Annotated in this window: 13 protein-coding genes; 5 read left to right on the plus strand and 8 right to left on the minus strand. The window is 62.9% G+C overall.

The window, feature by feature from the left end; genetic code table 11:
- The first annotated feature begins 29 nt into the window (after positions 1-29).
- The gene (locus K3F44_RS11365) at positions 30-1,016 is read left to right on the plus strand and encodes a hypothetical protein (RefSeq protein WP_259407056.1); all 987 of its coding nucleotides are present in this window, start codon (positions 30-32) and stop codon (positions 1,014-1,016) included.
- Here K3F44_RS11365 and K3F44_RS11370 read toward each other — a convergent pair.
- Positions 1,006-1,434, minus strand: coding sequence for a PACE efflux transporter (locus K3F44_RS11370; protein ID WP_101321091.1), 429 nt, complete (start codon positions 1,432-1,434; stop codon positions 1,006-1,008). The two genes, K3F44_RS11365 and K3F44_RS11370, sit on opposite strands and share 11 nt — an antisense overlap.
- Before the next feature lie 107 nt (positions 1,435-1,541).
- On the opposite strand from K3F44_RS11370, the gene K3F44_RS11375 reads away from it, so the two are divergent.
- The 3 genes from K3F44_RS11375 to K3F44_RS11385 all read left to right on the plus strand — a co-directional run bounded on the left by K3F44_RS11375 (position 1,542) and on the right by K3F44_RS11385 (position 5,437).
- Positions 1,542-2,420 carry a LysR family transcriptional regulator gene (locus K3F44_RS11375; RefSeq protein ID WP_188036398.1) on the plus strand — a complete coding sequence of 293 codons (879 nt, stop codon included), beginning with the start codon at positions 1,542-1,544 and terminating at the stop codon, positions 2,418-2,420.
- Between the two features lie 176 nt (positions 2,421-2,596).
- Positions 2,597-4,483 (plus strand): methyl-accepting chemotaxis protein McpA, encoded by a 1,887-nt coding sequence (gene mcpA / locus K3F44_RS11380; RefSeq protein ID WP_150570771.1) that lies wholly within the window; start codon positions 2,597-2,599, stop codon positions 4,481-4,483.
- A 168-nt stretch (positions 4,484-4,651) separates the two neighbouring features.
- Positions 4,652-5,437 (plus strand): sulfite exporter TauE/SafE family protein, encoded by a 786-nt coding sequence (locus tag K3F44_RS11385; RefSeq protein WP_101321097.1) that lies wholly within the window; start codon positions 4,652-4,654, stop codon positions 5,435-5,437.
- 33 nt (positions 5,438-5,470) lie between these two features.
- Here the strand turns inward: K3F44_RS11385 and K3F44_RS11390 are convergent, their stop codons facing one another.
- The gene (locus tag K3F44_RS11390) at positions 5,471-6,517 is read right to left on the minus strand and encodes a DUF1176 domain-containing protein (RefSeq protein ID WP_220634045.1); all 1,047 of its coding nucleotides are present in this window, start codon (positions 6,515-6,517) and stop codon (positions 5,471-5,473) included.
- A gap of 100 nt (positions 6,518-6,617) precedes the next feature.
- Positions 6,618-7,157 (minus strand): histidine phosphatase family protein, encoded by a 540-nt coding sequence (locus K3F44_RS11395; RefSeq protein ID WP_150570769.1) that lies wholly within the window; start codon positions 7,155-7,157, stop codon positions 6,618-6,620.
- Between the two features lie 104 nt (positions 7,158-7,261).
- Between K3F44_RS11395 and K3F44_RS11400 the strand changes: the two genes are divergently transcribed.
- On the plus strand, positions 7,262-7,831 hold the full coding sequence (locus K3F44_RS11400; RefSeq protein ID WP_220634046.1) for a biliverdin-producing heme oxygenase: 570 nt from the start codon (positions 7,262-7,264) through the stop codon (positions 7,829-7,831).
- Here K3F44_RS11400 and K3F44_RS11405 read toward each other — a convergent pair whose 3' ends face one another.
- The 5 genes from K3F44_RS11405 to K3F44_RS11425 form a co-directional block, all read right to left on the minus strand.
- Positions 7,832-8,164: a DUF3325 domain-containing protein gene (locus K3F44_RS11405; RefSeq protein WP_220634047.1), complete on the minus strand. Its 333-nt coding sequence runs from the start codon at positions 8,162-8,164 to the stop codon at positions 7,832-7,834.
- Positions 8,161-9,696, minus strand: a complete 1,536-nt coding sequence (locus K3F44_RS11410) for a PepSY domain-containing protein (protein WP_220634048.1) — start codon at positions 9,694-9,696, stop codon at positions 8,161-8,163. Before K3F44_RS11410 ends, K3F44_RS11405 begins: the two co-directional genes overlap by 4 nt.
- A complete protein-coding gene (locus K3F44_RS11415; protein ID WP_220634049.1) occupies positions 9,693-9,980 on the minus strand; it encodes an iron transporter in 288 nt (95 codons plus the stop codon). Before K3F44_RS11415 ends, K3F44_RS11410 begins: the two co-directional genes overlap by 4 nt.
- A 23-nt stretch (positions 9,981-10,003) precedes the next feature.
- Positions 10,004-12,244 (minus strand): TonB-dependent siderophore receptor, encoded by a 2,241-nt coding sequence (locus K3F44_RS11420; protein WP_220634050.1) that lies wholly within the window; start codon positions 12,242-12,244, stop codon positions 10,004-10,006.
- A 223-nt stretch (positions 12,245-12,467) separates the two neighbouring features.
- A complete protein-coding gene (locus K3F44_RS11425; RefSeq protein WP_220634051.1) occupies positions 12,468-14,408 on the minus strand; it encodes a methyl-accepting chemotaxis protein in 1,941 nt (646 codons plus the stop codon).
- Between the last annotated feature and the right edge of the window lie 233 nt (positions 14,409-14,641).

The following is a 14,641-nucleotide window of genomic DNA, read 5'->3' on the forward strand; positions in this document are numbered from 1 at the left end:
CCTCAGCCTCTTCACAAGGAGGCGCCGGCATGAATGCGCGTGGTGGCTTGCTCTTGCTCTGCCTGGTGCTGGCGGTAGGCGGCTGTGCCGGCAAGCGGCCCACTGCGCCGCCCCCGGTCGCTCTGAGTGTCGGCGCCTGGCAGCAGGTCGATCGCGAACTGATCAACGCCTCGCTGGCTGCCACCGGCTCGGCCAACGACTATGCGCGGCGCTCGATGCGAGTATGGAAGGACGAGGTGCAGAAACGCACCGAAAGCGACTTCATCCCGTGGTTCACCGGCTACTGGACGCAGCAGTGGCTGACCCTAAAAGTCGCCTGGTACAAGATGAACAGCGGCAACGGTGCCGAGCCACCCGAGAAGCGCCTGGCGTTGTATCTGCAGGAGCAGTATCACCAGCGCGTACTCGAGCCGGTGGCACGGGAGATCAACCCCGAAGCCATCCGTGACCGCGCCAGCGAGCTGTACCTGCAACTGTTTGCCCAGCAACTGACGGCCATCATCCAGCGCTACAACTCCCCGCCCGACCAGCTCAGCCAACGCCTCACGCGGGTCAAGGCAATCGCACTGGGCCCACCCGCTGCGCGGGATGCCAGCCTCTATCAACTGCTCAGAGCCAAACCCCTGGCGCAGCAACCAGCCTGGCTTGCGCTGCGCCAGCACCTCAATCAACAGGCAGCCAAACTCGCCAGCCAAACCCAGCTCGGCCTGTCGTCTGTGGCCACTCGCGCCAGTGAAAAGCTCAGCGCCACGCTCGCCCCACGCGGTATTGCCAGTGCGGTGGCAGCGGCGGTGGGCAAGGCCGCCGGGGCGTTGATCTCGGTAGCCGCTACCGGCATCGCGATGATCAGCCACGACCAAGAGCAACCGCAGATGGTCGAGCAACTGCGGGTGATCCTCAACGTTGCCTTCAACCAGGAGTGGCGCGAGCTGATGGACAACCGCCAGAGTGGGGCGATGTCCGGGGTGTATTACCTGTCGGGGCAGATCGAGGATGGCCTGCTGCTCAAGCAGTAGCCATGGCCGAGGTGGGCAGGCCGAACAGGCGATCGAATGCCCAGTTGTAGGCAAAGGTGTAGCACGGCACCAAGATAATGAACGCGAGATCCACCACCAGTGCTTCGAGCAAGGTCATGTCCAGCCACCAGGCAATCAGCGGGATCAGGTATATCACCAGGGTCAGCTGAAAACCGATGGCATGCGCTAGCCGCCGCGCCACGCTGCGCCCGCGCTTGCTCTGGCGCGCCTCCCAGTACTCGAACAGGCTGTTGTAGATCAGGTTCCAGAGCATCGCGATGGTGGTGATCATCACCGCCAGCGGCCCGGTATGTGACGCCTGGGTGTCGGACAGATAAGCCAGGCCGAGTGTCGACATGCACAGGCCGATCAGCTCATAGAAAGTCACGTAGACCAGTTTGCGTTTGACACCTTGCACAGCGTTACCTCACGTCTTGCGTTCACCGAAGACGCGCAGGATGCTTCAGTAGACTTGACAGGAAAAGTCAGCTGCTATCAGCTTTGCTGACAGGAGCCTGACCGACCATGAATTTTTCCAGCGACACGATCCAGCTGTTTCTCGCCGTCCTCGACCACGGCTCGTTCTCGGCCGCCGCCCGCGCCTTGCGCCGGGTGCCATCGGCGGTGAGCATGGCAATCGGCAATCTCGAAGCCGAGCTTGGCTACCCGCTGTTTCAGCGAGGCCCGCGTGAGGCCCGCCCTACCCCGCAAGCACTGGCACTCGAGCCTCATGCACGGCTGATCGGCGACCAGTTGGGCCGCTTGCAGGTGCATGCGCTGGAGCTGTCCAGAGGGCTGGAAAGCAGCCTGGCTATTGCGGTGGTGCCGGACATCGACCACCAACCCCTGCTGCAAGCCATTGCGACCTTGAGCGCACGCTATCCACTGCTCGACGTCGAGCTGATCAGCGCGCCGCAGGATGAGGCCCTGCACTTGCTCGACAGTGCACGGGTGAGCCTGTGCCTGGCGTTTGCCGAGCTCAAGGTCGACTCGCGTCGCAGCTTTCACAACATCGGCAAGGAGTCGCTACTGGCAACCCTGGCACCGCATCATCCGGCCCTGAACGGCAAGCGCATCCGCTACCTCGAAGACCTGGTCAATGTGCGCCAGATTCTGGTCTGCAGCAGCGAGCTGCCACTGGCTGATCCACGCACGCTGATCGGCGCCGCACACTGGCGCAGCAACAGCCTCGATCTGGCCCTGCAGCTGGTCGAGGCAGGCTTGGGCTGGGGTGACTTCCCGGCCTCCCGAGTCACCCCACTGGTCGCCGCCGGGCGCTTGCTGCAGCTGGATTTCGGCAATACCCAGAACGCCCTGGAGCTGCCCGTGCATGCTTATTGGAGCAAACAGCAGCCGCTGGCGCAGGGCGCGCGAATGCTGGTCGAGCTGCTGACTGAGCGTTAGCCGCAATGCACTGCAGCATGGGCAAACCAGCCGACGCTCACCGTCCGTCGCCGTGCACTAAATAAAGCCGCACTGGCCTATCAGTTTTGTCCGGCTTGAGCCGATAGAAATCAAGTAAGCCGTCATCGCGTCACAAGCGCCCGGCGTCCTCTCAACATGGCTCAAGGTCTCGAAACATGAACCTGAAGTTCCGCCACAAGATTCTCCTCAGTGCCTGCGGTGTCGTGGTGCTGGCATTTGCCCTGTTTACCCTCTACAACGACTACCTGCAGCGCAGTACGATTCGCCAGAACCTGGAATCGTCGGTGCAGCAGGCCGGCGCATTGACTGCCAGCAGCGTGCAAAACTGGATGAGTGGACGCATCCTGGTGCTGGAAAACCTCGCTGAAGACATTGCCGAGCAAGGTGCTGGCAATAACCTGGCCGGACTGATCGGCCAGCCTTCGTACACCCGCAACTTCCTCTTCACCTACCTGGGCCAGACCAATGGCGTATTCACCCAGCGCCCTGACGAGAAGATGCCCGATACCTACGACCCGCGTCAGCGTCCCTGGTACAGCGCCGCTGTCAGCGCCGGCCAGACCCTGCTGACGCCGCCCTACCAGAGCGCCGTCGGCGGCCTGGTGGTGACCATTGCCACCCCGGTCAAAGCCAAGGCCGACGGCCAACTGCTCGGTGTAATCGGCGGTGACCTGTCGCTCGACACCCTGGTCGAGATCATCAACTCGGTCGACTTCGGCGGCATCGGCCATGCGTTTCTGGCCGACCGCGACGGCCAGGTGATCGTCAGCCCGGACAAGACCCAGGTGATGAAAAACCTCAAGGACATCTACCCTGCCGCCAACCTGCGCGTCGAGCCGGGCATGCAGGACGTGGTGCTCGATGGCCAGGAGCGGCTGATCTCGTTCGCCCCGATCAACGGCCTGCCGTCGGCCAAGTGGTATATCGGCCTGTCCATCGACAAGGACAAGGCCTATGCCGCGCTAAGCCAGTTCCGCACTTCGGCAATCATTGCCATGCTGGTTGCCGTAGCGGCCATCGCCGGTCTGCTCGGTTTGCTGATCCCGGTATTGATGCGCCCGCTGACCACCATGGGCCGCGCCATGCGCGACATCGCCGAAGGCGAAGGCGACCTGACCCGCCGCCTCACCGTGCAGAACCAGGACGAGTTCGGCGAACTGGCGACCTCGTTCAACCGCTTCGTCGAGCGCATCCATGCTTCCATCAGCGAGGTGTCCTCGGCAACCCGCCTGGTCCATGACCTCTCGGAAAAAGTCGTCAGTGCCTCCAATGCCTCGATCAGCGGCTCGGAAGAGCAAAGCATGCGCACCAACAGCGTCGCGGCAGCGATCAATCAGCTCGGTGCCGCGACCCAGGAAATTGCCCGCAACGCCGCCGACGCCTCGCAACATGCCAGCGGCGCCAGCGACCAGGCCCATGACGGCCGCCAGGTGGTCGACGATGCCATCACGGCGATGACCGCACTGTCGCTGAAGATCAGCGAGTCGTGCGAGCAGATCGAAATCCTCAACACCAGCACTGACGACATCGGCAAGATCCTCGATGTGATCAAGGGGATTTCCCAGCAGACCAACCTGCTTGCACTCAACGCTGCCATCGAAGCTGCCCGCGCCGGTGAAGCCGGCCGTGGCTTTGCCGTGGTTGCCGACGAGGTGCGCAACCTTGCCCACCGTACGCAGGAGTCGGCAGAAGAGATTCACCGCATGATCACCAGCCTGCAGGTCGGTTCGCGTGAGGCGGTGCACACCATGAACGCCAGCCAGGTGTCGAGTGAGCAGACCGTGCAGGTCGCCAACAAGGCCGGTGAGCGGCTGGCCAGTGTCACGCAGCGGATCGGTGAAATCGACGGTATGAACCAGTCGGTGGCCACCGCCACCGAAGAGCAGACCGCCGTGGTCGAGAGCCTCAACCTGGATATCACCCAGATCAACACCCTCAACCAGCAAGGCGTGCAGAACCTCAACGAGACCCTGCAGCACTGCGATGCGCTGAGCCAGCAGGCTGGGCGTCTGAAGCAGCTGGTCGGCAGTTTCCGCATCTGATCCAGCCCCGCGTAACAAAGCCCCACGCCAGTTACGGCGCGGGGCTTGCCCGCAACACCCTCCCGCACCCGGTTATAACCTAATAACCAACAAATCTATTTGGCTATATCAACTACCTATATGCTTGCGCTCATCCGATCACGGGCAAGTTGGGCAGTCGAGTAACGTATGGATGTAGGTTCTTTCGGTTTCACCATTGCAGGGCTAATCGTAGGTTTCATCGTTGGCATGACTGGCGTTGGCGGCGGGTCGTTGATGACGCCGATCCTGCTCTGGTTTGGCGTCAACCCTGCAACTGCCGTGGGCACCGACCTGCTCTATGCTGCTATCACCAAGGCCAGTGGCGTCTGGGTGCACGGGCGCAACAAGAACATCGACTGGAAGATCACCGGCTGGCTCAGCCTGGGCAGTGTGCCTGCGGCGGCGCTAACCCTGTGGTTCCTCAGCACGCTGCATGCCGACACCTCGGCGCTGAATGCGGTGATCAAGCAAGGCCTGGCTGTGGTGCTGATCCTGACCGCGCTGGCGCTGCTGTTCAAATCGCGCCTGCAGGCCTTTGCCAGCCGCCATGCCGGCGACCACTATCACCTCAGCGATCGCACCCTCAACGGCCTGACCGTGTTCACCGGGGTGATCCTCGGCGTGATGGTGACCCTGACCTCGATCGGCGCCGGTGCCCTGGGTACGGTAGCGTTGTTCCTGCTGTACCCGTTCCTGGTTACCCGCCGCCTGGTCGGCACCGAGATCGCTCACGCCGTGCCGCTGACGCTGGTCGCGGGCCTTGGCCATGCCGGCATGGGCAACATGGACTGGTCGCTGCTCGGTTATCTGTTGCTGGGCTCGCTGCCGGGCATCTACCTGGGCAGCCACCTCAGCGGGCGCATCTCCGACAACGTCCTGCGCCCATGCCTGGCGGCGATGCTGCTGCTGATCGGTTACAAGCTGGCGTTCTGACCTTCTTCCGGGGCTGCAGCGCAGCCCTTGCCGTTACTTGCCGGCACGCCACAGCACCGGCCAATACTCTGAAGAAACCTGCGCACAGCGGTCCATCTTGGCCAGGCTGAGCAAGCGCATGCGCTCACCGTCGTAGCGCCAGATCTCGTTGACACCGCAGTCGCCAATCCCGCGGCCCTTGTCGAAGCCATACAGCTCGCCGCTGTTCGAATCGAACGCGACATAGCCGGTCAAGCGGCTGTCGACCACCTCACTTGCCAGCGCCTCGAACGGTAGCTCGCTGATCACGTAAGGCGCTGCGCGGCCAACCCGGTACAGCGTGTACGAGCAGTTGTAGGCGCCGCATTCCGAACTGATCAGGGCCAGCGCGTGCTGGCTGTCGAGTGGCTGCAGTTCGAGGCTGCGCACACCCTCTTCATCAAATACATCGCCATCGGCCTTGGCTTTGGCCATGACCGCGCGGCGCATCTGGGCGGCCTGCGCAGGGTCCAGCGCGGGCGCTGCGGTGAACAGCGGCAGCTTGGCCATAGCGGGTGCTGGTGGCACGCTCGCATCTGCGGCAGTGCCGGGGCGCACCAACGCGCTGGCGTGGCCGATACGGCCTTGCACCGAATCGATCAGCAGCAGCGCCGCACTGATGCCCTGCAGCGATGCCTGCAACGCGCCGTCGCTGCTGGCCGCTGTCAGGCGCTCGCCGTTGCGCAACTGGCGCACGAGCGCGGCACCGGCCTCACCGTCCACCTGCAGGACGGTCTGATATTCGTCGCGCTGCTTGTGCCAGCTGGCCGTCAATGGCTGGCCGTCGAGTAGCGGCGGCGAATCCCAGGCAGCACCGCCGACCACGCGCAGGCTCAGCGCACCGTTCAGACCAGCCTCGCGGTGCACCACCAGCCACAGCGAATTGGTATCTTCCTGCGCTGCGGCGACGGCGGTACAGGCGCGGGTGTTGTCGCAGCCAACGATCCAGTCCTTGATCTGCCGATATACCGGTACCGGCTCCGGGCCAGCCGCTACGGCCAGGCTCGGCAGCAACGCGAGGCCGAGCAGGGCTGCCCGGCATGGGAGGGTTACGTGCATCATGCTGATTCCTGTGCAGTCCTTGAGGTGCCCTGAACGGGCCTGACGATCATTGCAGATGCGCCGCCAAGTGCAACCGGGCGTTGCCAGCATTTGCGTCAGGTCACAGCAGACGCACCCGCCACTGCCCGTTGAAGCTCAGCTGCAGTTTTGCCAGGGGCAGTACATCGATGCGCTGCAGGGCAGCCAGCGGGCAGTCGAGCAGTTGCCCAAGCACAGCCCTGATCACCTGAGGATGAGTCACTGCCAAGGTCGAGCCTGGGCTGTTGAACGCCGCAAGCCAGGCGGCCACTCGTTCGCTCAGCTGAGCCAGGGATTCGCCGCCGTGGGAGGCACTGTAGGGATCGCTCAGCCACTGCGCCAGCGCATCCGGCTGCTCGCGCTGCAACTGCTTCAGCGTCAATCCCTGCCAGCGACCCAGATCAGCGTCGGCCAAGGCCGGCTCGCTCATCACCTGATCGCCCAGCACACCGGCGGTGTCGAGGGTACGGCGCTCGGGCGCTGACACTACCTGCGTGTAATCAGCCATCAGTTCAGCGGCAGAAGGCAGCGCAACCAGCGCATCATCAGGGCAAGCCATACGGCCGAGCCGCTGGGCATCGGTCAGTCCATGGCAGATCAAGGTCAAGCGAACAGCTTTCACCGGTGTCCTCCAACGCAGGCTTCAGGCGGGCTGATACTACGCTGCCACCGCTACCTTGCGGTAGGATGCTGTCTAGATGCCATACCCTTTTACCCGAGCCGCCAATGCCCCACACCCCCAGTCCGCTTCTGCTCGCACTGCGCGCAGGTACCCAAGCCTGTCACCAGCGCCTGGAAGTCCGCTTGCCGTTTTTCCGTGATGACTTCGACCTGCCTGCCTATCGACGGCTGATGCAGGCTTACTATGGCTTCCATGCCCCGCTACAAGCGCTACTGACAGACCATCAAGGCAGCGAGCGGGCCAAGACCACAGTGCTCGAACATGACCTTCAGGCATTGGGCCTGAGCCGCGCAGAGGTTGCCGCCCTGCCCCGCTGCGAGGCGCTGCCGGCAACTGCCGATGAAGCCAGCGTGCTCGGCGTGATGTATGTGATCGAAGGCTCGACCCTCGGCGGTCAGGTGCTCAAGCGGGCGATGGCCGAGCGCCTGGGGATCGACGGCGACCACGGCGCGCGCTTTCTCGACGTGTACGGGCCGCTGACCGGCGCGCATTGGCGCAGTTTCCTGCAGCGCCTCGACCAGCCTGCCGCCAGTCACCCGCAGACGGTGGCCGCCGCCATCGCTACGTTTGAGTGCTTCGAGCACTGGCTGCAGGACTGCGGCGTGCTGGCCTGATCAACCGAACAGGTGCAGCACGCCCCACGCCGGTATTGCCGCCACCAGCGCTACGGCGAACCTGGGCCAGTACGGCAGCAGCAGCACCAGCACCACCGCTGCCAGCGAGATCACCCCAAACCAGGCCACCGCGCCCATCGCCCAGCCCCAGGCCTGAGCGCACAGCAGCAAGCTCAACAGCAGCCCCAGCCAGCCCAGCGCGCGCAGGCTCAGGCGCAGCGCTGGCGACGGTGACCGTTGCCACACCTGTTTGTAATGGCGCTCCAGCCCCTGACACAAACCGAGCATGCCGGCATAGGCAAACAGCAGGCTACCCGTCACCAGACTGATCATGCCTTGGCCTCCATTGTGCGCGCCGCGCGCGGCTTGACCACCACCGGTTTGGGGCACGCCACACGCCATGCCGCCAAGGCCAGGCCAATACCCAACACCAGGCCCGTGACCTCGACACCCAGGCGCAGGTGGTCGACGCCGCCGGAAAAGATACCCAGCACACCCAGGCCACCGCACAGCACGGCGCAAAGTGCCAACTGCTCGACCCATGCCTGTTTGGCAGGGCGCACGCCGGCATGCAGCAACGCCAGCAGCCACAGGCCAAAGAACGCCCGCACTTCCCACGCCTCACGTTGCGCCAGCTCCGCTGGCAACAGTCGGCTGGCCCACAGCAAGCCGACACAGGCGACCATCAGGCCGCTGATAAAGCCGACGTTGCACACTTCAGCCACGCGATACCAACGTCGCGCCGCCGCATCGGCACGGCTGTCGGCAGCGGCATATTTGCGCCCACGCTTGACGCAGAACAGCACCAGCCCGCTGGCGATCATTGCGCAGCTGATCAAGCCGCAGATGAAGTACAGCCAGCGCATCGGGTAGCCACCAAACTGCGCAAAATGCAGCCCGGCCATGACCCGCTGAGTCAGCGGCGCCGGGCGCAGTTCGGGGACGTCGCTGAGCAGCTTGCCGCTGACACCGTCGAACACCATTGCATTGCCTTTGGTCAGCGCGATGCGGTTACCCAGCACCGGCCGCACTTCGATCAGCGCCGCGGCGGTGTTCGGGTTACGGATGCCAATGCTGCCAATTGGCCCGAGACGAGCTTCGGCCTGGGCCAGCAGCGGCGCCAGTTCGACCAGCTCGGCGGGCGTCTTGGCCAGCCGTCGCGGTTGTTCCACACGGGCATTGCCCTGGGCCTGGAAGTAGGCCCGGCTGTCGCCCTCGAAAATGGCGTCCACGCCTGCGGGGATGTAGATCATCATGAAAATCACCAGGCCGGTGTAGGTGATCATCAAGTGAAACGGCAGCAGCAACACCGCGCTGGCGTTGTGAAAGTCCAGCCACGAGCGCTGGCCTTTGTCGGGGCGGAAGGTAAAGAACTCCTTGAAGATCTTCTTGTGAATGACGATGCCGGTGATCAACCCCGCAAGCATCACCAGCGCCAGCGCGCCGACCACGAAAATGCCCCAGTTGCGCGGCAGGTCGAGGGTGAAGTGGAAGCGGAAGAAGAAGTTGCCGCCGACGCTGTCACGTACGGCAAGCGGCTCGCCGCTGTTCGGGTCGAGCGGCACCACCACGCCGTGGCGGCGATCGCCGGTGGACACGCTCAAGCCCGGCGAGCGTTCGGTCGGCAAGCTGATACCCCAGTTGCCGGCGTTGGCTTGGTGCTGTTGCAGGTAGCTGATCGCGCGCTTGGCGGCATCGGCCTGGGACACTGTACTTGCCGGGATTTCTGGCTGCATCCAGTGGTTGAGCTCTTTGTCGAACACCGCCAGGGTGCCGGTGACAAAGATCGCGAACAGCAGCCAGCCAAAGATCAGCCCGGCCCAGGTGTGCAGCCAGGCCATCGATTGAGTGAAGGTGTTTTTCATGCCAGCCACCGCAGCGCCTGCGGCCAGAAGCCAATCAACGCCAACGGCATCGCCAGCGCCAGTGGCGCCCAGGCCCGCAGCGCGTCACGGCTGGCGAAGGCCCAGAGAATCGCCAGGGTATAGAAGACGAACGCCGGCAGCGTGGCGACGATCACCGCGTCCGCCGGCGCCAGCGGCAGGATCCGCGCCAGGCAGGCGGTGCTGGCATAACTGAAGGCGTAGCCACCCAACAGGGCTGCGCCGCTGCGCGAGAGGATGCGCAGCCAGGTTGGGGTTTCGCTCATCAGAAGGTCCTTGTGCCGATCGATCAGAACGAAATATTCAAAGAGGCAAACACGGCGCGCCCAGGCTGGTTATAGGTGTTGGCGCCGGAGCTGCTGGCGTTGCCGCCGCGTAGGATCTGCTTGTCGAAGACGTTGTTCACGCCCACGCGCACGTCGTAGTTCTGGTTGAATTTGTAGCCGGTGCTGATATCCACCAGGCCGTAGGCTTCCACATCCTGCTGTGCTGCCAGGTCGTAGTCCTGCTGGGTGCGGTAGTTGTAGCTTGGCGACTTCTGCTTGCCGAAGTAGGTGCCGGCGAGCTGGAACGACAGCTTGTCGGTGGCGCGCCAGTCGAGGGTGGTGTTGACCGTGTACTCCGGAATCACCGACAACGGCTCGCCGGTTTCACGGTTGTCGTTGTCGAGCATCCAGGTCAGGTTGGTGTTCCAGTCGAGCGTCGGGCTCAGCTCGATGAAGAAGTTGCCCTCAATACCCTCGACCCGCGCTTCGCCGGCGTTTTCCCACTGGGTCACGCGACGACCACTGTTGATCGCATAGATCACGTCGGTGCCACCGATAATCTTGTTCTGGTAGTCGTTGCGGAAGTACGTCGCGCTGGTGCGCCAGGTGCCGCGGTCGTACTGCAGGCCAATTTCCTTGTTGACGCTGATTTCCGGCTTGAGGTCGCTGTTGCCCTGCAGGTAGCAGCCACCGGAGTTGGTCTGGCCGACGCTGCAACCGTTGCCGCGGCTGTACAGCAGGTAGTTGGAGTTGTACTGGTACAGGTTCGGCGTTTTGTAGGCACGGGCAATGCCGCCCTTGACGGTCAGCGCCTCGGTCAGCTTGTGCGACAGGTTCAGGCTTGGGCTGAGGTTGTCACCGAAGGCTTCGTGGTGATCCAGACGCAGCCCGGGGGTGACGGTGGTGTCGCCGATGATGACGTTGTCTTCGACGAACAGCGCGTAGCTCTTGGCAGTCATCTTCGAGTTGCTGCGATCAAAGCCACTGATCGCATCGCCGCCGTTGCCGCTCGGGTCGAAGCTCTGCGGGCGGAACGAGCCCTGGTCGTTGAGGCTCTCGTACAGGTATTCGCCGCCCAGGGTCAGCACGTGTTCGGTGCTGCCCATGGCGAACGGCAGGTTGACCTCACTGGTCAGGCGCGTGTTGCGCAGCCGCGACATAGCCGCGCCACTGTCGTTGATCGCGCCTTCCGGGCCACCGGCGAGGCCTTCGTTGAGGCGCCAGTTGCGCACGTACTCGTAGGCCAGCACGGTCTTGCTGGTGCCCCAGCTGAAGTCGCCCAGGTGGGTCAGGTCGTAGGTGCTTCGCTGCATGATGTTGGTCTCCTTGCCGTACAGGCTGGAGATCAGATCAACGTTGCCGCCGCCGTTGCTGTTCATGGTGTCGCCGGCGTAGATGTTGCCTTGGCGGCTGTAACCGCTGCTCATCTCGAGGCGATGCTCGTCGTTGAGCTTCCAGCTCAGCAGGCCGTTGATGTCTTTGTTGCGCACACCTTCGCGGCCGCCCACGAGGGCACTGTTGGCCGCGTCGGCATTGATGTCGAGGTCATCGGCGTCGGTCTTGGCCAGGCCGCCGAACAGACGGAAGCCAAGGTTTTCGGTCAGGCCACCGCTGAGGTTGAAGTTGGTCCGCCGACTCATGCCCTCGGCGCTGTCTTCCGGCAGCTGGGTGTAGACGTTGACGTTGCCCTTGAACTCATCGGTCGGGCGCTTGGTGATGATGTTGACCACCCCACCCATGGCCCCGGAGCCGTAACGCGCCGCCGCCGGGCCACGCAGGATCTCGATGCGCTCGACCGCTTCGGCCGGCACCCAGTTGGTCTCGCCACGGGTATCGCGGTCACCGTTCCAGCCGTAGCGCACGGCGTTGCGCGCATTGGACGGCTTGCCGTCGATCAGGATCAGGGTGTTTTCCGGGCCCATGCCACGCAGGTCGATCTGGCGGTTGTTGCCACGCGCGCCGCTGGCGCTGTTGCCGGTCAGATTGACCCCAGGCTCGCGGCGGATGATGTCGGACAGGTCATTAGCGGGCGGGCGGCGCTTGATGTCTTCTTCGGTAATGATCGACGAACCGAGCGCCTGACGCGCCTCACGTTCGGCGGTAACCAGAGTGTCCTGGATGATCAGTGCATTGCTGTCTAGCGGGACGTCCAGCACCTCGGCGTTTTGCTGCTCTTCGGCGTGAGCCGGCGCGACCAGCAGTGCTGGTGTGGCCAAGGCAACAAAAGCCAGGGCCAGGCCATTGGGTGAGGTTCTGGATTGCATCGACACATCTCCTGATCATGGGCAAATGCCAACCCCGACCAGGAAACCGAAGAGCCCACACCCTCCGGCCTCTCAAGCAGTACTTGGGGGGCCAATAGGGATGTGGAATATAACGATTCTCAAATGACTTTAAATCTTATTTACGAAATTTACAGATTGGGTGGGGAACTTGAACATTTTGGGGCCGCGTAGCGCCCCCAAAATCTGTCAGACCACCAAAATGTCAGGACTTGAACCGCCCAACCAACCCATTCAACTCCTGCGACAGCTGCGACAACCGCCCGGAGTCAGCCTGCGCCGAACTGGCCAGGCCCTCGACCAGCTGCGCTTCGTCATAGATCTGCTGAATATGCCGGTTGATCTCTTCGGCAACGCTGTGCTGCTCCTCCGCCGCTGCGGAAATCTGCAGGTTCTGGTCGCGGATTTCATTGACCGACAACTGGATCCCTTCAAAGCTGTCGCGCGCACTCTCGATCGACGACACGCTGGCCCGCGACAGATCCAGGCAGCTGTCCATCTTCTCCGAGACCTCTGCAGTCTTGCTGCCGAGGGTATTGAGCAGCAGGTCGATTTCGCCCGTGGAGTCAGCTGTACGCTTGGCCAGCGCGCGCACTTCATCGGCCACCACGGCAAAGCCGCGGCCCTGATCACCGGCGCGGGCAGCTTCGATCGCAGCGTTCAACGCCAGCAGGTTGGTCTGCTCGGCAATGGCGCGGATGGTGCCGAGGATCTGGTTGATGCTGCGACTGCCCTGCTCCAGCTCGACCATCGCCTGGGACGACTCGCTCAAGCGCATGCCGAGGCGGTTGACGTTGTCGGTGGTCTGCTCGATCTGCTGCTTGCCCTCAGCGACACGGCGGTGGCCGTTTTCGGCAGCATCGGCAGCGCTGCTGCACGAGCGCGCAACTTCGTTGGCGGTGGCGACCATCTCGTTGAATGCAGTGGACACCAGTTCGACTGCTTCGCGCTGACGCCCGGCGGCTTCGTTCATGTTGCTCGCCACCTCGCTGTTGACCCGCGAAGCGTCCTCGAGATTGCTCGACGCAGCGCCGATGCGCTGGATCAGCTGGCGAATCGCCGCAAGGAACTTGTTGAACCAGCCGGCCAGCTCAGCCGTTTCATCCTTGCCCTGCACCTGCAGATCTCGGCGCAGGTCACCCTCGCCTTCGGCGATCGACTGCAAGCCGGTGCTGACCTGGCCGATGGGCTTGACGATCAGCTTGGAGAACGCCGCCGCGATCACCGCAAATACCAGCGCCAGCAAGATGACGATGACTGCCGTGAGATAGCTCATGCGCGTGGCCGCAGCCATCACTTCCTGCTTCTCGATCAGGCCGACAAAGCGCCAGCCCAGGCCTGGCGAAGTCCATACGTTGGCCATGTAGTTGACGCCATCGATCTCGACTTCAGTCGAGCCCTGCGCGGTCGCTGCCAGATGCGCGTATGGCTCGCCAAGGTCCTTGAGCTGCTTGAAACTGTGGCTGGCGTCGCGTGGGTCGACCAGCACCGTGCCGTCTTCGACCAGCATCACGTAGCCGCTGTTGCCGAGCTTGATGCTCTTGATCAGCTCGGTGAGGTTTTTCAGCGAGACGCTGACGACGAACACACCCTTGGGCTTGCCGGCGTCATCGAGCAATGCCCGCGCAGTGCCGACCAGCGCCACATCGTCCTTGTCGTAGTAATAGGCAGCGGTGCGCACGGTCTTGTTCGGGCTGGCCATGGCCGCCTTGTACCAAGGCCGCGTGCGCGGATCGTAGTTGGCAAGCTTGGGATCATCCGGCCATTTCGCGTAACTGCCGTCTTCCAGGCCGATGGACAGAATCGCCGCGGCCGGGTGAGTCGAACCATAGCGGGCGAATTGATCAATGACCTGCTGCGCCGCAGCCGGCATTGGCTGACTGGCGGCGTCGGAACTGGTGTACTGTTTTAAAGTACTTACTGAAGTGTATACAGGATCAGCGGACAGTTGATCGACGTTTTGCGTAGTTGCATCAAAGAACTGACGCATGTTGCCGTCTATCTGACGGATTTCCCGCGTGCTGCCATCGACAAACTGTTCAAGTGCATCGGCGCGGATATTCAGCACCGATACAACCCCGACCACGCTGACTGGGATAAAGGCTACCGAGACGAAGGCAAGGATCAATTTGGTTTTTATTTTCACTGTCACGACCATCCATGTAGGGCGGGGGCAAATGGCCGCTGCTGGGCAGTAGTGGCGACCTGCTACTCACACTGTTTCGGCCGCACGGATCTATATCTTTAGCTAATCTCCTGTACACAATTTAACTGGCGATTGTTGTTGATCCACTGGTCAACTTTACCGACGACCACGGGCCGGTGGTCGCCGCCAGCTTGACCGGACTAAACCACAACTGTTTACTGTATGCATATACA

Origin of the sequence: Pseudomonas sp. S07E 245, from assembly GCF_019599025.1 — a bacterium.
In the GTDB taxonomy this organism is placed as follows: Bacteria; Pseudomonadota; Gammaproteobacteria; order Pseudomonadales; family Pseudomonadaceae; genus Aquipseudomonas; species Aquipseudomonas shirazensis.

Excerpts from the sequence above, each read along its gene's own strand:
- K3F44_RS11385 (WP_101321097.1), top strand. The coding sequence starts at position 4,652 with ATGGATGTAGGTTCTTTCGGTTTCACCATTGCAGGGCTAATCGTAGGT.
- K3F44_RS11400 (WP_220634046.1), top strand. The coding sequence starts at position 7,262 with ATGCCCCACACCCCCAGTCCGCTTCTGCTCGCACTGCGCGCAGGTACC.
- K3F44_RS11410 (WP_220634048.1), bottom strand. The coding sequence starts at position 9,696 with ATGAAAAACACCTTCACTCAATCGATGGCCTGGCTGCACACCTGGGCC.
- K3F44_RS11390 (WP_220634045.1), bottom strand. The coding sequence starts at position 6,517 with ATGATGCACGTAACCCTCCCATGCCGGGCAGCCCTGCTCGGCCTCGCG.
- K3F44_RS11415 (WP_220634049.1), bottom strand. The coding sequence starts at position 9,980 with ATGAGCGAAACCCCAACCTGGCTGCGCATCCTCTCGCGCAGCGGCGCA.
- K3F44_RS11375 (WP_188036398.1), top strand. The coding sequence starts at position 1,542 with ATGAATTTTTCCAGCGACACGATCCAGCTGTTTCTCGCCGTCCTCGAC.
- K3F44_RS11365 (WP_259407056.1), top strand. The coding sequence starts at position 30 with ATGAATGCGCGTGGTGGCTTGCTCTTGCTCTGCCTGGTGCTGGCGGTA.
- K3F44_RS11405 (WP_220634047.1), bottom strand. The coding sequence starts at position 8,164 with ATGATCAGTCTGGTGACGGGTAGCCTGCTGTTTGCCTATGCCGGCATG.
- K3F44_RS11420 (WP_220634050.1), bottom strand. The coding sequence starts at position 12,244 with ATGCAATCCAGAACCTCACCCAATGGCCTGGCCCTGGCTTTTGTTGCC.
- mcpA (WP_150570771.1), top strand. The coding sequence starts at position 2,597 with ATGAACCTGAAGTTCCGCCACAAGATTCTCCTCAGTGCCTGCGGTGTC.